General features: G+C 29.6%; 30 protein-coding genes. 27 read left to right on the top strand and 3 right to left on the bottom strand.

Annotated features, from left to right (window positions below; genetic code table 11):
• The first annotated feature begins 60 nt into the window (after positions 1-60).
• The 4 genes from ABJ974_RS17070 to ABJ974_RS17055 are packed head-to-tail and all read left to right on the top strand — an operon-like array spanning position 61 to position 3,429.
• Entirely contained in the window at positions 61-648 is a 588-nt protein-coding gene (locus tag ABJ974_RS17070) for a hypothetical protein (RefSeq protein WP_419871017.1), read from the top strand.
• A gap of 17 nt (positions 649-665) precedes the next feature.
• Positions 666-2,192: a hypothetical protein gene (locus ABJ974_RS17065; RefSeq protein WP_419871016.1), complete on the top strand. Its 1,527-nt coding sequence runs from the start codon at positions 666-668 to the stop codon at positions 2,190-2,192.
• The gene (locus ABJ974_RS17060; RefSeq protein ID WP_419871015.1) at positions 2,189-2,890 is read left to right on the top strand and encodes a hypothetical protein; all 702 of its coding nucleotides are present in this window, start codon (positions 2,189-2,191) and stop codon (positions 2,888-2,890) included. The genes ABJ974_RS17065 and ABJ974_RS17060 overlap by 4 nt, the downstream gene beginning before the upstream one ends.
• Before the next feature lie 2 nt (positions 2,891-2,892).
• Complete coding sequence (locus tag ABJ974_RS17055; protein ID WP_419871014.1) at positions 2,893-3,429, top strand: hypothetical protein; 537 nt, start codon at positions 2,893-2,895, stop codon at positions 3,427-3,429.
• Between the two features lie 54 nt (positions 3,430-3,483).
• Here ABJ974_RS17055 and ABJ974_RS17050 read toward each other — a convergent pair whose 3' ends face one another.
• On the bottom strand, positions 3,484-3,696 hold the full coding sequence (locus ABJ974_RS17050; RefSeq protein ID WP_419871013.1) for a hypothetical protein: 213 nt from the start codon (positions 3,694-3,696) through the stop codon (positions 3,484-3,486).
• A 111-nt stretch (positions 3,697-3,807) separates the two neighbouring features.
• On the opposite strand from ABJ974_RS17050, the gene ABJ974_RS17045 reads away from it, so the two are divergent.
• From ABJ974_RS17045 to ABJ974_RS17030, 4 genes are all read left to right on the top strand, one after another.
• The gene (locus ABJ974_RS17045; RefSeq protein WP_419871012.1) at positions 3,808-4,293 is read left to right on the top strand and encodes a hypothetical protein; all 486 of its coding nucleotides are present in this window, start codon (positions 3,808-3,810) and stop codon (positions 4,291-4,293) included.
• Positions 4,263-4,715 carry a hypothetical protein gene (locus tag ABJ974_RS17040; protein WP_419871011.1) on the top strand — a complete coding sequence of 151 codons (453 nt, stop codon included), beginning with the start codon at positions 4,263-4,265 and terminating at the stop codon, positions 4,713-4,715. Before ABJ974_RS17045 ends, ABJ974_RS17040 begins: the two co-directional genes overlap by 31 nt.
• Before the next feature lie 20 nt (positions 4,716-4,735).
• A complete protein-coding gene (locus tag ABJ974_RS17035) occupies positions 4,736-5,404 on the top strand; it encodes a TraX family protein (RefSeq protein ID WP_419871010.1) in 669 nt (222 codons plus the stop codon).
• A gap of 174 nt (positions 5,405-5,578) precedes the next feature.
• On the top strand, positions 5,579-5,794 hold the full coding sequence (locus ABJ974_RS17030) for a hypothetical protein (RefSeq protein WP_419871009.1): 216 nt from the start codon (positions 5,579-5,581) through the stop codon (positions 5,792-5,794).
• Positions 5,795-6,384: 590 nt separating this feature from the next.
• Here the strand turns inward: ABJ974_RS17030 and ABJ974_RS17025 are convergent.
• Positions 6,385-6,522: a hypothetical protein gene (locus ABJ974_RS17025; RefSeq protein ID WP_419871008.1), complete on the bottom strand. Its 138-nt coding sequence runs from the start codon at positions 6,520-6,522 to the stop codon at positions 6,385-6,387.
• Positions 6,523-6,581: 59 nt separating this feature from the next.
• Here ABJ974_RS17025 and ABJ974_RS17020 point away from each other — a divergent pair, with 59 nt between their 5' ends.
• From ABJ974_RS17020 to ABJ974_RS16985, 8 genes are all read left to right on the top strand, one after another.
• A complete protein-coding gene (locus ABJ974_RS17020; protein ID WP_419871007.1) occupies positions 6,582-6,833 on the top strand; it encodes a hypothetical protein in 252 nt (83 codons plus the stop codon).
• A gap of 31 nt (positions 6,834-6,864) precedes the next feature.
• Positions 6,865-7,215 (top strand): DUF6876 family protein, encoded by a 351-nt coding sequence (locus ABJ974_RS17015; protein ID WP_419871006.1) that lies wholly within the window; start codon positions 6,865-6,867, stop codon positions 7,213-7,215.
• A 39-nt stretch (positions 7,216-7,254) separates the two neighbouring features.
• On the top strand, positions 7,255-7,473 hold the full coding sequence (locus tag ABJ974_RS17010) for a hypothetical protein (protein ID WP_419871005.1): 219 nt from the start codon (positions 7,255-7,257) through the stop codon (positions 7,471-7,473).
• 22 nt (positions 7,474-7,495) lie between these two features.
• Complete coding sequence (locus ABJ974_RS17005) at positions 7,496-7,765, top strand: hypothetical protein (protein WP_419871004.1); 270 nt, start codon at positions 7,496-7,498, stop codon at positions 7,763-7,765.
• 40 nt (positions 7,766-7,805) lie between these two features.
• Positions 7,806-8,537 (top strand): hypothetical protein, encoded by a 732-nt coding sequence (locus ABJ974_RS17000; protein ID WP_419871003.1) that lies wholly within the window; start codon positions 7,806-7,808, stop codon positions 8,535-8,537.
• Entirely contained in the window at positions 8,534-9,007 is a 474-nt protein-coding gene (locus tag ABJ974_RS16995) for a hypothetical protein (RefSeq protein ID WP_419871002.1), read from the top strand. Before ABJ974_RS17000 ends, ABJ974_RS16995 begins: the two co-directional genes overlap by 4 nt.
• A gap of 23 nt (positions 9,008-9,030) precedes the next feature.
• A complete protein-coding gene (locus ABJ974_RS16990; protein WP_419871001.1) occupies positions 9,031-9,804 on the top strand; it encodes a GLPGLI family protein in 774 nt (257 codons plus the stop codon).
• An 81-nt stretch (positions 9,805-9,885) separates the two neighbouring features.
• Positions 9,886-10,185, top strand: a complete 300-nt coding sequence (locus ABJ974_RS16985; protein WP_419871000.1) for a hypothetical protein — start codon at positions 9,886-9,888, stop codon at positions 10,183-10,185.
• A 672-nt stretch (positions 10,186-10,857) separates the two neighbouring features.
• Here ABJ974_RS16985 and ABJ974_RS16980 read toward each other — a convergent pair.
• Positions 10,858-10,995 (bottom strand): hypothetical protein, encoded by a 138-nt coding sequence (locus tag ABJ974_RS16980; RefSeq protein WP_419870999.1) that lies wholly within the window; start codon positions 10,993-10,995, stop codon positions 10,858-10,860.
• Positions 10,996-11,055: 60 nt separating this feature from the next.
• Between ABJ974_RS16980 and ABJ974_RS16975 the strand changes: the two genes are divergently transcribed.
• From ABJ974_RS16975 to ABJ974_RS16925, 11 genes are all read left to right on the top strand, one after another.
• Complete coding sequence (locus ABJ974_RS16975) at positions 11,056-11,610, top strand: hypothetical protein (protein WP_419870998.1); 555 nt, start codon at positions 11,056-11,058, stop codon at positions 11,608-11,610.
• A gap of 60 nt (positions 11,611-11,670) precedes the next feature.
• A complete protein-coding gene (locus ABJ974_RS16970; RefSeq protein WP_419870997.1) occupies positions 11,671-13,404 on the top strand; it encodes a ParB/RepB/Spo0J family partition protein in 1,734 nt (577 codons plus the stop codon).
• Between the two features lie 132 nt (positions 13,405-13,536).
• Positions 13,537-13,686, top strand: coding sequence for a hypothetical protein (locus ABJ974_RS16965; RefSeq protein ID WP_419870996.1), 150 nt, complete (start codon positions 13,537-13,539; stop codon positions 13,684-13,686).
• A 659-nt stretch (positions 13,687-14,345) separates the two neighbouring features.
• Entirely contained in the window at positions 14,346-15,293 is a 948-nt protein-coding gene (locus ABJ974_RS16960) for a zincin-like metallopeptidase domain-containing protein (protein ID WP_419870995.1), read from the top strand.
• Between the two features lie 226 nt (positions 15,294-15,519).
• Complete coding sequence (locus ABJ974_RS16955; RefSeq protein ID WP_419870994.1) at positions 15,520-15,741, top strand: hypothetical protein; 222 nt, start codon at positions 15,520-15,522, stop codon at positions 15,739-15,741.
• A 66-nt stretch (positions 15,742-15,807) separates the two neighbouring features.
• A complete protein-coding gene (locus ABJ974_RS16950; protein WP_419870993.1) occupies positions 15,808-16,158 on the top strand; it encodes a hypothetical protein in 351 nt (116 codons plus the stop codon).
• Positions 16,145-16,471, top strand: a complete 327-nt coding sequence (locus ABJ974_RS16945; RefSeq protein ID WP_419870992.1) for a hypothetical protein — start codon at positions 16,145-16,147, stop codon at positions 16,469-16,471. The genes ABJ974_RS16950 and ABJ974_RS16945 overlap by 14 nt, the downstream gene beginning before the upstream one ends.
• A gap of 81 nt (positions 16,472-16,552) precedes the next feature.
• Positions 16,553-17,311, top strand: a complete 759-nt coding sequence (locus ABJ974_RS16940) for a ParA family protein (protein WP_419870991.1) — start codon at positions 16,553-16,555, stop codon at positions 17,309-17,311.
• Positions 17,312-17,313: 2 nt separating this feature from the next.
• Complete coding sequence (locus ABJ974_RS16935; protein ID WP_419870990.1) at positions 17,314-17,820, top strand: hypothetical protein; 507 nt, start codon at positions 17,314-17,316, stop codon at positions 17,818-17,820.
• Positions 17,821-17,914: 94 nt separating this feature from the next.
• Positions 17,915-18,169: a hypothetical protein gene (locus tag ABJ974_RS16930; protein ID WP_419870989.1), complete on the top strand. Its 255-nt coding sequence runs from the start codon at positions 17,915-17,917 to the stop codon at positions 18,167-18,169.
• 14 nt (positions 18,170-18,183) lie between these two features.
• Positions 18,184-19,320, top strand: a complete 1,137-nt coding sequence (locus tag ABJ974_RS16925) for a hypothetical protein (protein ID WP_419870988.1) — start codon at positions 18,184-18,186, stop codon at positions 19,318-19,320.
• Positions 19,321-19,624: the final 304 nt, after the last annotated feature.

The following is a 19,624-nucleotide window of genomic DNA, read 5'->3' as shown; positions in this document are numbered from 1 at the left end:
TGTTTTTATTAATAAGAAAAAACATCATTTTGAATTAAAGCTATGGAAATATGCCAGAATATGATTGATGACCTAAATGCTTCTTTTATCGATGACAATAGAATAAATTTTGAAGGCGATAATAAAAGTAAAGTCATTTATGATTCAGACCTTAATGAATGGGACTATTATGGAAATTACTTTAAGGTAATAAATCCTAGAAGAATATCTGTTCCTAAAAAACTTACAATTTTTTCTAATATTCAGGAAACTATATTTTTTTATAATGAATGGAAGCAAGATCCGGAAAGAGAAAGATTTGATGAACAACTAATGATTTGCTCTAATAAAGATACTGTGGATGAATTATTAAGATACATATATGATTGCATTCTAATTTTCAATAAGAATTCTCTCAATATTGATGTTTATCATAGAAGTAATTGCTATTCTGGGATAGTCAGCATGATTAATATTAATAATTTTTTTACTTCAAATAAAATTATCTGTAGACAAATAGAAAATTCACTTTTATTCTCAAATGATGATCTTTTAGATATGACTGTAGATGTTAATAACATGGAGCAGAGATTGAAACCTTATATACAATATAATTTAACAAATAAGCTACTAAAAAAGCAGAATTATGATTATCTGCTAAGTTGGTAGTAAAATAATATATAAAAATGGAAAATCAAAATAACAAAATAATACTTTCAGAAAAGCAAAAAGAAATCTTCTTGAAAAATGGATATATAAATCTGCCAAAAGAAGATGCTCCTGATGAATTAAAGGTATCATTATCCATAGTGCCTGATGGTGTTAAAGCTACCTGGTATAATGGAGAGGTTGAAACTTTAAAAAAAGAACAGATATTTTCTGAAGTAAAAAGCTCTTTAAATGATGACTTAAAGATAGATCTGAATATAACTTCAGATCAAAGAAAGGCATTTTCTGACTATTTTGAGTATGGAATTACCAGTGATAAAGCAAGTTTAAGTCCTGAGCAAGCTGCCAAAATTCCTGATATTATTGATAATAATTTACTTAGTAGTGCAGATAAATTTCTACTTGCCACTGAAGGGCTGGAATTAAAACCATTTGGTTTAAAATATAGTATCAATGAGAACAATAATCTTGAAAGAATACAATTAAATGATGATTTGATTGAAGAAAAAAGTTTAGTTCAAAATAAAGATGTTAAGTTCAAGGATATGCTTTTACTTACTCCTGCAGAAATAAAAGTTAGAGAAGAACTGAGCCACCTTAATACTTCAGATTTTCACAAAGAATTAGCCAATAGATACGCAGCCGAATTATCTAAACCTACAGATTTAAGCAAAGGCCTAAACGTTGATAAAATTTCTGAAAAGCAATCATACCATTGGAATTTAAGTATAGTTACAGGTGAAGATTTTAAAATTAAGGAATCTCTAAATAAACTTGTCGAGCAATTCAATGAGCCTCAATTCAAAAATTTTAACTTTTTGAAAGACCAAATTAAATTTCTTGGTTTTGGAACAAAAGAAAGCCTTCACTTAGAACTGGCAAATAAAATTAACCAGGGCACTGATAATTTTAAGATTAACCAGCATACTGCTATGAATCATTTCAAATCCAATCAGATAAATTTTGAACTAAGTTTTAATAAATCAAAGGAAACAGGAAATGTATTTTTTAATTCTTATGAGATAAAATTGAATAATAAAGAAAAAGAGCAAGACCTGTCTTTTACAGTTGATCTTAAAAAGATTCCTTTTTCTGCTAAGGAGGCTGTGAATCTTATAGAAGGAAGAAGCGTAAGAACTGAAATTAATCTTAAAAATGGTGATAAAGAAGATGTCTTTGTAAAAATTGATTTTCAAAATCCTAATGATAATGGAAAATACAATCTAAACAAATTTTTTCCGAATTATGGGATTAATACTTCAGATATCCTTAAAAAGTCAAATGTTCTTATAGCCAATGACGAAATTAAAAACAAGCTTATTAAGTCTCTTGAAAAAGGAAATGTTGTTCCTGTAATCATAAAAAATAATGATGGAAATAATAAGTTAAATGCTGTTTTAAATCCTCAGTTTAAAAGTCTTAATCTATATGATTTCAAAATGCAAAGGGTAAGTAATATTCAACCAATGCAGAATACAAACATTTCTATAGAAAAACAAACTACTGAAAATAATATTCAACAATCAACACAACGTAAACTATGAGAAAGCTGCTTCTTTTATTTATGCCATTGCTTTTATTAGCATCCTGTAAAAAGGAAATTAAAAGTACTGAAGGATCAATAGATCTATTTACAAATGTATATTATAATGCTTCAAAAGGATTAAATAACTACCGGCAGTTTTATATTTCTAAAATGGATTATAAAAACGATACCATATTGGAGTTTGTTCCTAATGTAGTCTTTCCTACAATGATGGAAAAGATTACATTTATTAAGAACGATTCCTTTCATAAGCCTGTTGAATATATTGAAGGGAAATCTACTGCGTTTATGAAAATGACCGCCAGCAAGCCGGTAAGTGTGTATAAAAAACCATTTGGCTCAAAGTGGGTTAATTTTCCAATTTTTGGATATGATAAAAGGGTTAAAATGAATGACACCATTTTATATGGGAATAAAGAATTTAGCCGTTTTAAAACCATCCAGGGTAAAGTTCTTACTATTTTTTATATTAAAAAAACAGATACTATTCTACCCTATTCACTTAATAAAATTGCCGATAAGGATTATCAAGGAAGATTAGAAAGAATTGATAGTTATGATAAAGAGAAAGATATTTTTACAACTTTGGTCCTTGTTCCAAGAAAGAAAATATCCGATGATGGTAAAGATCTTTTTTCTTTTAATCAGAAATTAAACTCCGTACTTAATAAAATCGAAAAGCAAAAATCTAAATAATTATGAAACATACATTAAATGTCATTTTAGGAGCATTATTCCTCCTAATTTCGTATAATATTAATGCTCAGGTCAATATTATCGATAAAGAGAAATATTTATTGGTTAAAGACAGCATTAAAATTTCAAAGGGAAGTGTTATTAAGGTTAATAAACCCTATCAATTTGATTTTATAGCAATTCAACAACAACAGGGGTTTAATTTAAAAAAAGTTGCAAAAATTGCTGGTATAGCATCAGTGGGAGGAACCTTAGGAACCAGTATCGGAGGGCTTGCTCAGAGTTCCGATGTCATAATTGCAGGGACACAAATAGTTAACCAGGCTAATAATGTAAGTAACATTATCTGGACTGCTGATCAAATTAACCAACTTAATGCTTCATCGAAAGCAAAAAAGATTGTAGGTAAAGAGTTCATTGTTGACGAATGGAATTTTGATACTGCAGAGAATACTTTTTTTCTGATTGGAAAAATTGAAAATAAGAAATACAAAATTTTTCTTCAGAATGCCATAATACTCAACGAAATAAATTTATAAAATAAAAGCACCTTTCTTTAGAGATAGGTGCTTTTTTTATTCAGTATGGAGTAATTATTTTAACATGCCTTTTATTAATAATTTTGGAATCATTAAAATATATTTTCGTGATATAAAAATAATCAAAAGTAAAAGTGCTAAACCAAAACGGGAATTACTTTCCTGAATATTATCAGTAAAAACGTTGGCAACACTAGCCAAAAAGAGATTGAATAGTAGTAATCCGTAAATAATAAATTTTATAATTCCTTTTAATAAAGCTATCATAACACTGTATTTTAATACAATATTATAAAAAGAAAATAATGTAACAAAATAAAATAGTTGTTTTTGTTGTTTTAGTTGTTTTATATATATTTGGAATATAAAATTACCATTATGAACACAGAAACTAATTATAGAAAATCAGTACTAAAAGAATACTTTTCAACACACAATGTGAACATCGCTTTTATGGGCGAGAAAGAGAATCCTTTAATAGTTGATCTTAATACAGGTGAAGCTTTAAATTGTACAATTTCAAATGATAGAACTGGGGTAATATTTCGTTTTTCTGACAATAGTAAAGTCAGGTTCTTTATTGATTTTGTTAATCTGTTGAATGACAAGAAGTTCAATTTCCATCACTGGTATCAAACATCCAGTAAGAAAAAAATTTATATCTTTCAAAATGGAAATCAGTATTTCCAGAGATATAATGTGAAAAAACAGGAATTTGTTCCTATTTTTACATCTGAATTGGATAGGTCTTATTTTGTATTTAGACTAGAGAAAGCTCTTATTTTTCAGCGGAAAATGATACAGAATGGTATCGCACTTAAAATCATCAGACAATGGGAAGATCAAAAAAGAATTTGCTTATAAAAAACACGAAAGAAACAATAGACAAATTTAAAAGAATTGGTTTTGAATTTTACCAAAATAACAACAAAATTCACTTATTTTCATTTAAGAATTTCTTAATAGTAACACTTCTAAATTTAGAAAAAGAATATTTAAAAAAATATAAAACAATATTATTACCAAACGAAGATTATATTTTGTTTTATAAAAAGAAAGGGACAAACATCCATAAGGAAGACTTTGTAAAAGAATCAAAGGAAAATATAAATTTCAGTTTAGAAATGGAATATCATGATTTGTTCTATAAGCTTATGCATACATTTTATATCAACAACAGTAAAAATTATTCAAACTATTCTTCCCAAATGTTTTTTGAAGAAATTGTTAAATATATAACCAATAATTCATTGCAGATGATCGAAATTAACGATTCAGAAAATTAATATAAACCCTATCCAATTCAATGCTTTCTCAATTACAAATATTAAATTCATATCATCTAAAAATAATAGCACTTATGACTATGATTATAGATCATATTGGTGCTATATTCTATCCGGATCTGGTCTTTTTAAGAATCATCGGCAGAGTTGCATTTGTTCTATATGCATTCATGTTAGTTGAAGGTGTTTATCACACTAATAATATTCATAAGTATATTAAAAAGATATTTATATGGGCTCTCTTATCAGAAGTTCCTTTTGATATTGCTTTTTATGGTACCCCTTTTTATTTTGGTCACCAAAATATTTATTTCACACTTTTAATTTCAATTCTTGGAATTTATTATTTACAAAGAATTAAATCTTTTTTTTATTCTTTTTTAGTTGTTATGGTTGTTATAGGTGTTTCATATTTTTTTAATTTTGATTATTCCTGGTACGGGGCTACTATGATTTTAGCATTTTACTTATTAAGAAAGCTGAGCGCCTTTAAGTTTATCTTTATTCAAACTATCAGTACTATAGCAACATTTAATATTCTTGGAGTTCAGATCTTTGCTTTTCTAGGCTTTATCCCAATTTTAATATATAATGGCCAACAAGGGAAAAAAATTGGGTCAATATATTATTCGTACTATGCCATACATTTGCTGATATTTGCATTGATTAAATATCTGATAAATGATTGATGTATTAATTTTTATTATTTACCTTCTTGCTATTATTATTAATGGTTACAATTTGATTTTTAGAAAAGTGGTTTTTAAAAATAAATATTATCTTTTCTTCACAATTAGTGTAATTATATATTCATTGGGTTATATTGGTTATTATCTTTATACCCGCTATTAAATTAAAAAAATATGAAAAAGATTTTTATAACCCTAACAATCATTCCACTATTATTTTCCTGTAACAAAGAAAATAAACCTGAACAATCACAAGCTCAGAATGTAAGATCTGAAAAAGATATTCAGGATTCAATTAGAAAGAAGCAGGAAATGGATGTGATTAATATGGATACTAGTATTGATGATTCCCAAAAATCTTTAAATGAAGATTTAAAAAAAATAAAATGATTTATACATTGACAGCCATCTTTTCAGATGGTTTTTTAGTTCGCTAAATTTTGATCCGGGAGGATCTGCAGCTTTGGTTTTAACAAATTATAATTTAAACCTGGAGAAAGATCTGCAGCTGATATAATTCGTTAAAAGTGGAATAGTCTTTTAGTTCGTTAAATCATACCGGTTCCAGGCGATATCCCCTTCTTCCGGAATCATTTTAACGAAGTATTTTTGTCAGCTGGCCATGAACCTGATTCCTGGGCAAGCTCCCCCTGCGGATCACGTTCCTGTCCGCTGAGTGGAATTTATATTAATGTGTGGCGTGCCCAGGGTAAAAAGCTGAAGTAGGACATTTTTGTTCCATCACTTCCCCGATGATAAGAACTTACCTTAGTTTGCTCAACAGAGGTCTTATCGATTTTCTGATGCAAATTTGAAATGTTTTTTTCTTAAAATTTCTTTCCTGTAATTTTTTTGGGAATCCATTTTTTTGCAAAAAATAAACCCACCACAAAAAAACTACCCCGACTCCCGGCGGATTCTCCGCTCCAATTTTTAGCCCTAAACATTTCACGAGACATTGGCATAGAAAAGTCGAAACCTCAGTTGTACGAAGCAAACAGCAGGAGTTCTTTGAAATCACCGGAAAAGCAACAAACAAAAACGAAACTTATTTTATGCTTTTTACCCAGGGCTCCTGCCACTTCAGAGAAAGTCAAGTGTCCTCGATACCAAAGCATACAACTCATATTTAAAAACACTTTAAACAATATAACTACTAACTAATAAATATAATATTATGGATAATAAGAAATTTCCAAATGGTGTCACATCGTATTTAGAAACTCACTGTCTGATAAGTATAGCTTTAGGAAGCCTTATTGATAAAGAAATTGGTTTTGCATGGGAAAGATATTCTGAACAAGGTTCAGGAGGATTATATGAACTTGCCGAAGAGCTTACTGATGAATTTGAAAAATTACATCATAACGAAGAATGGGTTGACAAGGACTATTTAGAAGAAATTGATTTTTTCATACAAAGCAAATAAAATATAACTACTAACTAATAAATATAATGTTATGAAAGATGAACAACAATCAGCAAATGAATACTATTCACAGTATCACGGAACTGAAAATTACTACCCTTTAGATGGTTTTTTACTAACTGATGGTGTATTTGAAATTGCTGGAGAAGAAGAATGTTTTTGGTTTTTACAAGAAATTACTTTAAACCAAGAAAATCTTACGCACGAAGAATTTCAGACATGGACTTTAAAAAGAGTTTATGGAAATGAATTTAAAATTGAAGCTACCGATGGGAATGATAATTTAATTTATGAAGACATAATCCCCTTTTCAGATTTTTTCTTCAAAGAGCTTACAATTTGGTTAGAAAACGGAGTTTTATTGCTGCCGTCTGAAAGATAAAATTTAGACCTCCCGATTTATAGGATAATCGTTTACAATATGAAAACAGAAGATATTGACCTTTTTGAGTGTATACCGGTAATAATAAAATCAGTCTGTGATAAGTGGATTAAAATTGAAATGGATAAAGGATACCTTACTTATCAGGATTGTAATCAATTTTTATCAGAGCTTAATAATTATGGATATACTTTTGATTACGGACTAGATGCCATTCCATCGAATTTAAGAATATTGAATAGGGATTTCCCTAAATAACCTCTAACTAATACTTTGAATTATGAATAATTATGCAATAGTAAAAATGAAAAATCCTGAGCAAGTGCCCGAATTAAATGACTTACTCAAAGTAAAATATAAAATAGGTTGTGAAGCTTTTAGCAGTTCTGGAAGCCTGATCGTTGAACTGAATAATATTCATGATACTGCAAAGCCTATTATACTTGCAATTGTTAAGTTTTCCAGGACTAAATATTTTAACCAATACATAAGTGTAGTAAAATCTGAAAATTTTGAAGAACTAATCAAAATAAAAGAGAAGTTAAATTAAGAAATAGTATATTTAAACACTTAAAACAACAAAAACAACAATGGAAAATTTTAAGTATATTTTTATTGAAAGAGAAGACTTAATTGCAATTATAGACAAGTCTGAATATGGCTTTTATGCTTCAATGGAACTAGATAAAGAAAAAGTTATAAGAAATTTAACCGAAAACTTACCAGGTGTTAAATATTTTCATAAAGACCTGACGGGTATTTCTAGTGATATAAAGAATGAAGCTATATCAATCTATAATAAATTAGTAAAAGAGGATGAGAATAGATCACGTATTGCTGAGAGAAAGCAGAATATCGTTACTACATTTGGATTTATTATTATTGCATTGATTATTATTTACTTAATTGGTAATATTGTATCCCGTGAAACCAAATATGAGAAATCAACTTATAAAATATTAATGGAAATTTCCTCTCTAAAATCAGCATCATCTTTAAATGGATCTTTTAGTTTTGGTAGAGCATTTGTAAACGAAGAAGATTATTATTTTTTTCTTGTAAAGGATCATGAGGGTTTTGTTAAATACAAGGCACCATCTTCTACAACTTTATTAATTGAAAGAGATACAATACCTTCTTTTACAAAATATTATTTAATTCAAAAAACTATTAAAAGTGAAGGTTTTTTCATATGGAATATAAAAGAAAAAGTTGAAATAGATACCATTGATTATAATTATACTTATCGAAACAAATATAATGCAGTACTTACTATACCAAAAGGATCTATTGAAGAAACACAAAACTATAATCCTTTATGATAAACAGGAATATTTATAAAGCCTCGGTACTATTTATAAGCAATAAAGAGGATGGTTCAAAATATCATAAAACATCAATTTTAATATATGTATTTATGATAGTTGGTTTTAATTCGATGTATATTGTACTTAACAATTGGGCATCAGAAACTAAAATTCAGACTCATAATCCGGATTATATAATATATTTCTTTGTTTTCCTATATAATATTGTCCTTCTATTATTTATCATCAAAAGCTTTATTTTTTATTTTATTGCCAAAGCAGAGGGTATTTATAAACGAAATGATTGTAAGAAAACTGAAAAATATATCAATGAGATTTTATCTGAAATAAATTGTAACCTTTGTGGTAAATCTGATCAGAATCTTACTGCTTTTTTTAGAAAAAATGGTGATTTAGAAGTCTTTTGTAAAACTTGTAACAATACTGTTTTTGAAATGACAGAAAAAACTAAACAAAATTCTTAATTAATATAACAAATAATAAAAATATGAAAGTAAAATTTATATCCACTATTCTATTTCTGAATAGTTTAATTCTTATGGCTCAGGGTACTAAAGCCGTAATGGAAATTGATTATGAAACTAAATATGTTTCCGATAGTTTAAATAGAATTAATGTAAAGGTATTTGCCTCTACCCTACTATGTAATAACGTTGAATCACTTTATTGCAGCAAGGAAGCTAAAGCGTACTATAGAGGAAAATCTACCGAAACTATTAGTACAAATGCCGGTATCATTCCTAAATACCCTAAAGCGGTTGAAAGTTTTTATAAAAATAATAGTTCAATGATCGCTTCTTTACCAGTTGGTAAATATATCTTTTCATTTGAAGAACCTAAACTGAAATGGGATATTTTAAGCGAAACAAAGGAAATAAAAGGTTTTAAATGTAGGCTTGCTGTCACCACTACTGATACAGGTGACCAATTTTTCGCATGGTTTACAAATGATATTTCAATACCAGAGGGTCCATTTCGATTTAAAGGTTTGTCAGGAATGATTTTAGAGGTATATAATAAATCTAAAACGATAGAGATTTATGCAACAGAAATTAGAAAATCTGATGAAATTATTGAACCTCTTAAGTATTTTAATGAAGTAAAAGGCAAAACTAAAGAACAATTTTTAGAAGCAAGGAAAAATTTTCATGATAATCCGTCAATGTATAATGGTAATTTGAAAGTTGTTGACGAAAATGGTAATGATAGAACAAAAATTATGATAGACAGAATTAAGAAAATTAATGTTTTTCTAGATTGAAATAGATATTTTGGTTGTTTTGGTTGTTTATTTAAAAATTATTTATAAATTTAACAAACATTAATATCTAAATCTTTTATTATGAAAAAACTATTATTTGCAGCTGCGCTTGCAGTATCATCTTTAACTTTTGCCAACACTACTACTGGTAATAAGGAAATTAAGGAAGAAGTTAAACAAGAGCAGAAATCAACAGCCAGAGAGCTTACAAAGGAACAAAAGGAGAAGTTAGCTATGTTTTTCAGATGGTGGTCTGTATCATATGGCAATGCTTGTGGAACAACAAACACGGTTTATTTCCAGTCAGATAATCCTGACGGAAGCCCAGGATTTATTGACGAATTAGCTTATGCTGTCAATTCTTCCTATTATACTTGCTAAAGTTTTTTTGTTAATATGAATGTGGTTAAGGGCTTTCCAATTTGGAAAGCCTTTTTCTTTAAATATTGTCTCATACATGCAACTTAGAAAAAAATGAATTGAACAATACCCTTTCTTTTAGATACATTTAATCCTCTGATTTAAAACCATTAATTTTTTAATTAACGAATTATTATTTAAACCTGGAGAAAGATCTGCAGCTGATATAATTCGTTAAAGGTGGAATAGGTTTTTAGTTCGTTAAATCATACCGGTTCCTGGCGATATCCCTTTCTTCCGGAATCATTTTAACGAAGTATTTTTTTCAGCTGGCCATGAACCTGATTCCTGGGCAAGCTCCCCCTGCGGATCACGTTCCTGTCCGCTGAGTGGAATTTATATTAATGTGTGGCGTGCCCTGGGTAAAAAGCTTAAGTATGACATTTTTGTTCCGTCACTTCCCCGATGATAAGAACTTACCTTAGTTTGCTCAACAGAGGTCTTATCGATTTTCTGATGCAAATTTGAAATGTTTTTTTCTTAAAATTTCTTTCCTGTAATTTTTTTGGGAATCCATTTTTTTGCAAAAAATAAACCCACCACAAAAAAACTACCCCGACTCCCGGCGGATTCTCCGCTCCAATTTTTAGCCCTAAACATTTCACGAGACATTGGCATAGAAAAGTCGAAACCTCAGTTGTACGAAGCAAACAGCAGGAGTTCTTTGAAATCATCGGAAAAGCAACAAACAAAAACGAAACTTATTTTATGCTTTTTACCCAGGGCTCCTGCCACTTCAGAGAAAGTCAAGTGTCCTCGATACCAAAGCATACAACTCAAATTTAAAAAACACTTTAAATAATATAACTACTAATTAATAAATATAATATTATGGATAGAGAAACCAAAATCAAATTAATTACAAAAGATACTACTAATCTTAATCAAGAAGTATTTTACGATTCACTAATAATAACGTTTTTAAAAAATGATATGTTTTATTATTTAGTGTTCAGGGGTCGATCTACTAAACCAACGTATTACTATTTTCTTTCGGAATCAAATAGAACAGAAAGCTTAAACATAACTAAGCAACGCATTAAAAGCCAGTATGAAAAAAAGCAAAAGTATTTTGAATCTAAGAAAATTCAAGGAGCCTCTATAAATGAAGGTACGATCTTATATAGCAGTTGGGGGTATGAACAAACAAATATTAATTTTTACCTTGTTTTATCTCGTAAAAACTCTGTTATAACTGTACAGGAAATAGGTAAGAATAAAACTTATGAAGGTAGAGATTATGGTACCTGTACACCAAATGTAGATTTTAAAATTGGTGAACCTTTTCAAAAACGAATTACTAAACACGCATCCATCAAAATTAATGAGGTTGAAGATGCAACTAAATATGATGGCTCTAAACTTCATTGGAGTTCATGGTATTAACACTGAATAAAGCAAAAAAGAAAATAAACAATAAAACAACTAATTAATATATATAATATTATGAATACAACAAAACAAGCCAACGACACTATCATATTTAAAGATTTAAAAATTAATGAACTCATTGCTAGTTCGTCTAATCCGAGAACAGATTTTGAAGAAACAGCATTAAATGAATTGGCTGAAAGTATTAAAGCTCATGGAGTTTTACAGCCTATCATAGTAAGAACGCATCCGAATATTAAAAAGAAATACGAAATTGTTTGTGGAGAAAGGAGATATCGGGCATCTTGTATTGCAGGAGTTAAAACAATTCCTGCTTCTATAAGAGAACTAAATGATGATGAAGTTTTTGAAATTCAAATAATAGAAAACTTAGAGAGAAAAGACGTACACCCAATGGATGAAGCAAAGGCATTTAAAAAAATGATTGATAGCGGTAAATATACCTTAGAAGATATTTCTGCTAAGATTGCAAAAAACCAAACATTCGTTGCACAACGCTTAAAATTGAATGATCTAATTGATGAGCTTCAAGAAGAGTTTTTGAAAGGAGAATTTGGAGTAGGGCACGCTGTTTTATATTCAAGGCTTACGAGTGAAAAACAATCAGATATATTCAATGATGCTAAAACTGGCTGGAATCAAGGCTATGGAACTTTAAAGGAAGCAAAGGCTGAATTAGAGAGGGAAAATGTAGATCTTGATAACGCAATTTTTGATCTTAGTTCAGAGGATTTACTTCCGACAGCCGGAGCATGTTCTAAATGTCTTAAATGTTCTTCTGCTAATACCGTTTTATTTCCTGAATTTGAAGGTAACTTTTGTTTTGATTTTAAATGCTTTCAAATAAAATCTGAAACTGAAAAAGCTAATAGGTTAATAAAAGTGTTGGAAGAAAATCCAAATGTCATTCTAGTGGCTAGTTGGAATTTTAAAAGTAATAAACTTGATGATATCATTAATGAGTATGGTAAAAAGCTTCTAAAACAATATGATGATTACTCAACCTATGGAAAAGAAGGTGAGGGTGTTCAAGCATGGCATGTTGATGATGCTGTTTTTATTGAAATTTTCTTAAAAGAAAATACAAAGACTGATACTATCATAAATAATCCGGGAGCAAATCAAACTTTATTACTTGAAATTTCTAAAATAAAAGATCGTGCTAACCGTGCTTTAGAATTAGATAGAGAAAAAATATACAAACGGACTATTGAGGAATTAGTATATAATGATGAAAAGAATTCTTTATTAATTACTGGTGAAGATTTAATAATTAGTGAAAAAATAGCTATTTGTCACTCATTACTTACTTATGGTGACGATGATTGGATTTCTGAGGAGTTTGGTGTTGATAGATTTGTATTTCGAAACGATCGTATTAAAATAATCACTGAAAACTTTACTGATCAATTTCTATTTAAAGTTCTCAGAAGACATATTAAAAGTGATCTTGTTTCATTAAGTAATCTTGATTATGAAAAAAATGATGATCCAAAAGCCTATTTTAGTGTTATCAAAGATTACTTTCCAGACGATATTAAAATATATACTGATGAACAAAATGATTTAGCCTCCAAAAGAATTGAAAGATCGAATAAAAGAATTAATGACCTTGAAGATGAAGTAAAAAGAACATTAGAAAGTATTGAGACACAGAAAGACGAATTACAGACTAATAATGTGTGTACTGTTTGCAATAGATCTGATGCTGATTTTATAGATGAATTTGGACATCCTGCTATTTGGAAAGACAACGTTTGTCTTCCTTGCTCATCAAAGAGTAAATAGATGAATATGATTACTTAAATAACTTGCCTTTAATTAGGCGAGTTATTTTTTAAGTATTCTATATATAAAATTTATGATGTTTTTTCCGACTATCAAAAAACTAAAACTGCATGATAATTTTTTGGCGGGCCGATGGAGCATTTTCTGATGCCCTCTCTTTCCATCGGCAGCCATCTTTACAGATGGTTTTTTAGTTCGCTAAATTTTGATCCTGGAGGATCTGCAGCTCCGGTTTTAACGAATTATTATTTGAACCTGGAGAAAGATCTGAAGCTGGTATAATTCGTTAAAAGTGGAATAGGTTTTTAGTTCGTTAAATCATACCGGTTCCTGGCGATATCCCTTTCTTCCGGAATCATTTTAACGAAGTATTTTTATCAGCTGGCCATGAACCTGATTCCTGGGCAAGTTCCCCCTTCTGATCACGTTCCTGTCCGCTGAGTGGAATTTATATTAATGTGTGGCGATCCCTGGGTAAAAAGCTTAAGTATGACATTTTTGTTCCGTCACTTCCCCGATGATAAGAACTTACCTTAGTTTGCTCAACAGAGGTCTTATCGATTTTCTGATGCAAATTTGAAATGTTTTTTTCTTAAAATTTCTTTCCTGTAATTTTTTTGGGAATCCATTTTTTTGCAAAAAATAAACCCACCACAAAAAAACTACCCCGACTCCCGGCGGATTCTCCGCTCCAATTTTTAGCCCTAAACATTTCACGAGACATTGGCATAGAAAAGTCGAAACCTCAGTTGTACGAAGCAAACAGCAGGAGTTCTTTGAAATCATCGGAAAAGCAACAAAAAAAACGAAACTTATTTTATGCTTTTTACCCAGGGCTCCTGCCACTTCAGAGAAAGTCAAGTGTCCTCGATACCAAAGCATACAACTCAAATTTAAAAACAACTTAAACAATATAACTACTAACTAATAAATATAATATTATGGAATTAACTAAGAACAAACAAAGAGTAAATGTTTCAGAAATAAAAGAAGATAAATTTATTGCGAAAATTCTTGAAAATCTTGATAAAGTAAATTCAGAAGATTGGGAAAATTATACTGATATAGTGAGTGTTTTACCTTCTAATCTATTTACTGGAAAGAATTACAAAGGATTTAATATTGTAGCCTTATTTTTAGATACGATTGCAAACGGATTTACTTCAGCCAGATATGCTACTTTTAGTAGTATTACTAAGGCTGGCGGAAAACTTCAGAAAGGCGCTAAAGGATGCGTAATTGAATTTTTCAGCTATGTTTATAAACATAAAGAATCCGGAAAGAATTACAGTTCTGAACAAATAAGAGATATGCCAGCAGAACAGCAAAAGCAGATTGATAAAATTCCTTGCTTAAAAACTTACACAGTTTTTAATTCTCAGTTCATTGAGAATCTTACAGATCTTAATTTAGATATTGTAGATGATCTTCCGAAAGAAAACGAAGTTGAAGTGCTTCAAAACTGCGAAAATTTTATTTCAAATATTATCCAAAATGGTGATCTTGATCTAAGGTTCGGAAATGGAACAATAGCGTATTATTCACCAGCTATGGATTACGTTTTTATTCCAGAAAGAAAATATTTTGTCAGCACATCAAAATTTTACTCTGTATTATTTCACGAAATTATACACTGGACGGGCAACACTCAACGACTTAACAGAGTTATGAAAGGTCACAAGGACAAAGAAAGTTATTCTTTTGAAGAGCTTATTGCAGAAATGGGCGCAATGATTAATTGCTTACAGTTCGGTATTTTGAATGAGTTTATAAATTCAGTTCGCTACCTTAAAAGCTGGGCAGATCATAACAGTCAGGAGCGAGAAACAGCAATAAGAAAGGCTTTTATCGAATCAAAAAAAGCTAAGAAATATCTGGAATCTTTATAATAATAGAGCCCTTTAATTAGGGCTTTTTAAAATATATTTTTAACTCAAATCAAATCTTATGAAAAACACTACTAAACAGAACACTAATGAATTGCACCCAGTTGCTGCACTAATACTTATTTTTCTTTTAATTTTTTTGACTATGTATATTCAAAATTTTTAAAAAAAATATAACTACTAATTAATATATATATTGTATATTTGTATTACCAATAAATAATTTAATATGAAACATTATGGAAAGTATTTACCCTGGGCAGGATCTCCCATTAAATACAAATCAGATGAAATTGAAAGGTTAATGTTGAGGGAGAAGCAACTTAAAAGAGATTTGCTCAAAGTTCAAAATGAAATTAGAGCAGCAGAATTTGAGTTTAGTAAGTTAGCAAATGCTGACTGGAGCGATGATGAAATTGAAGAAGCTAAAAGAAAAGCTAAACAAATATAACTACTAACTAATATTTATATTATATTTGTTTAAATAATAAATAACCAATAACTAAAAATATTTAATATGAAAATTGAAGATTTAACAGCAGGTGAAATCATGCATTTTATTCTTTTATTCTGTTATAATTGGACTAAAGAAGATTTTGAAATAGCGTTTAAGGATTCCCGTTTAGGGTGGGATTATTATTGGGATAAGCTGCAAGGTAAGATTAAGGCGGGAACAGAACCGACAACAGCAATGGTCGAAGTTTTACTTAATATTGATAATACTCATAGACCCTTGCTTATCAATTATCTTTTTTCAATAAAATACCCTAATGAAATTAAGACAAAACGTGAAAATCACGACCTTATCCAGAAGCATTTGAAGAAACACGAACAATTAAGAAAAAATAAGAATAATGGCACGGATTAACTTAAGACCTGAAATTATCTATGTTAAAGATTTAACTGAAACGGACAAAGATAATTTTGAAAAAATAATGAACAAATTACGGTTAACCAACAATGGAGAAGCTGTTAAAAAGATTTTTTCTGAGTATCTGAAAAGTGAGAGTGATAGACTTGAAAAATCAAATGAAATAATTAGGCTTAATAAAGAATTGGAAGATGCTAGAAAAGAAAGACAACAATTTATAAATAATGCCGGTAAGTTGATAGAATCTATTTCCACTGTGGAAGATAATTTAAAATTAGCAAAAAAAGAATTAACCAAATTAAGTAAATAAAATAATTCGTTATCAGTTCAAGGATCTTGATAACATAAGAGGGTTCCGGAACGGATTTAACGAACTAAAAAATATTATAAAATGAAAGCAAAAGTAATTTCAATATTTACACAAAAAGGGGGCGTAGGTAAAACGGTAAGTACCATTAATATTTCCGGGGCTCTGGCAGAAATGGGATACAAAACTCTTGTATTGGATGTAGATGCTCAGGCAAATGCATCCTTAGTTGGATATGCTGCAGATCCTGATATTCAATATACCATTGTAGATTTTATAAATTCTTCGGAAGATCCTATATATAACAGGAGAGGAAAAGGTGATAACGTTTATGTTATATCAGGCAGTTTAGAACTTGTAACCCCTAAAAATAGGGACATACTTAAAAAAGCGATTAAAAAAGTTGAAAATGATTTTGACTATATTCTGATAGACTGCCCACCACAAGTTATTAAAGATAAGGAATTAAGTTTTGGAGAAATTGCTTTGTATGCTTCTGACTATATAATTTGTCCTGTCGAATGTGATGAATTTTCTCTTGATGGCCTTACAAAGCTAATAATAGCAATAAATAAATTGAGATCTACCAAAGGACTCAAAGCTGAATATCTGGGCTTCTTCTTTACAAAAGTAGAGGAGCAAACGATTGATTTTAAAGAAGCTTATAAAGAGTTATCAGAAAGTCAAATAAAGGATCTTCTATTTTTAAACTATATAAGAAAAAATAAATTTATAAGAACCAGTTTAAGAGAAGGTGAATCGGCTGTATTTTTGAAGCCACATAACCCTGTATCTATGGACTATCGTAAATTAACAGGAGAAATTCTAAGTAAAATTAAATAATAATGGATAAAAAGACAGATAAAAGACCAAGAAGTAGAGGATTAAGTAATCTGCAATCTGCAGGAGAAGATTTACAAAAAACAGTGAATGAAAAGAATATTGAATTTTCGACTGAAAATAATATTCCTTTTTCGTTTACCCTGGACAGAAATTTAGTATTGTTCATTAAAGAACTTGTTTTAAAAAAGATTAATGCAAGTGTGGAGAACTATCATTTTAATGAGAGTTCAGCAGTTAGAGAAGGTATTCAACTTTTAAGCTCAATTTCACCGGTAAAACAACGTCCTGAAGAAATTGGGAACCCAACTAAAAGGGGAAGAAAATCAACTGCTGCTGAAGGTGTAGTTAAAGTCAATACCTCTTTCTTAATTAGTGAATCTGATAGGGAATATATTTATAACTTCATTTATGAGAGACAAAAAGGAGGAGGACGATTTACAAAAGAAGAATTCTTTGTTTTAGTAGTTGAACAACTAGAAAAGAAGTACAAGATGAAATTTCAGGGATAAAAAAAGAGACCCTAATTACTTAGAGCCCCTAACATCAATAAAGATGTTTTTTCCTAGATCAAATATACAAAATATATTTAATATTACAAACATTATGAAAACAAGAGAAAGCCAAGGCTTTTTTTGTGTAGTTTATGATACTGTATCCAAAAAAACAGTTTGGTATAATAAAACTTGGAATCCCTCTAAACTTGCGGATTATTTATCAAATAAAGGCAAAGAATGGCTGTGGATTAAAAGTTATATTAAAAAGCAAGATTATTTTTCCAATCCGGATAGCTATTATGCAATCTTTGATAAAGATAATCCAATAACCAATTTTAATTATAAGCCATTCCAAAATAAGTAAAACAGGAAGAGAATATGAAAAAGAAAAATAGTACAAGTTCTGCAAATGTTACCAAAACATTTGATGAGCACGAACCTCAGTTATTTACTTTATATCCGAATGAATTGATTGACTTTTTAGGAGGAACCGAGCAGCTCAAAAAGATTAATATTTTTGGCCACCGGATTATTTATGTTGTTATGGAAATGCTTAAGAATATCCAAGTTCATAAAATATCAGTCAATGAAACCAAAGAGATTATTTCAAATGATCTGATGGTTCGGGATGGGCGTTTTCTTTCATTAGCTGATATTAAACAGGAAGAAATTGATAAGAGAAGAGTTTTAGAATCTGGGAAAAAATTAGCAATTATAGAAGAAAATTATTTTGCAGAGAACTTTAATATGTTTCAAATGATAATTCCTACGAAGGCATTAAATGATAACGGTAATATTAAAGTAAAAGATAATAGTGTTTTCGATGAACAGCTCCAGGTATTAAAAACACTGGGGAATCATCGTGTTAAATCAAATACCGGGAATGAATACTTGGTTGCAAATTTTATTGAGCTTCCAATCTATAATAAAGGAGATAACTATATAAGGTTTTATATTACCAAGCCAACGGCCAATATGCTTTTGAATAATATTGATGGATATTCAAAAGTTTACCGCAGTATATTATTTTCTTCTTCGTCTCCAATGCCTCTTAATGTGTACTTATACATTAAAAAGAAGTTTGGGAAAATGAATGGGGGTAATATAAAAATTAAAAAATTTGTTGCTGAATTAGCTCTTGCGGAACATTATAATAAAAAGTCAAAATTGGATGTGTTTTTATCCTCAATTAAGAAAAAGCTCAATGAGATCGGAAACATTTCCTTTGGGTTTGCTATCCTGGAAGACAGCATTAACTTTTCATTATATGAAACAAAGAATACTGTTTTCACTGAATATCCATCAAATGACGAGTATAAGGCCAGTAATGCCTTAAAATACATCAAGAAGAAGCGTAAATTAACTGATAGACATTTAGTTTATATCAAAGCTAAATTTGAAGAGCATGGTTATGAGAAAATCAATGTCATTACTAAAAGCAGATTAAAGGCAGATGTAATAGGTGATGATTATTTAAAATGGTTTGTAGATAAATGTATAGAGCTAAATTTATAATACCCCCATTATATGTTCATGATTATATTACCCCCACCGAATGTTCCTGCTATATTACCCCCATTTAAAGTTCCTAACAGAGATACCCCCACCGGATTTCTCTGTTACCCCCATTCATTTTCCAAAATACCCCCATTCAATATCCTTAATACCCCCACTTTTTTTCTTTGCTACCCCCACCGGAATTCCCTGATACCCCCACTGGGTTTCCCGGAGGGTTTTTCTAAATGCCCACTATAAAGCATTTTAAAGATTTTTCCACGCCCTACTAATAATATAATAGAATAATAATAGATTAATCTTT

Source organism: Chryseobacterium sp. CT-SW4, from assembly GCF_048572715.1.
In the GTDB taxonomy this organism is placed as follows: domain Bacteria; phylum Bacteroidota; class Bacteroidia; order Flavobacteriales; family Weeksellaceae; genus Chryseobacterium.
This window is presented reverse-complemented; position numbering and strand designations above follow the sequence as displayed.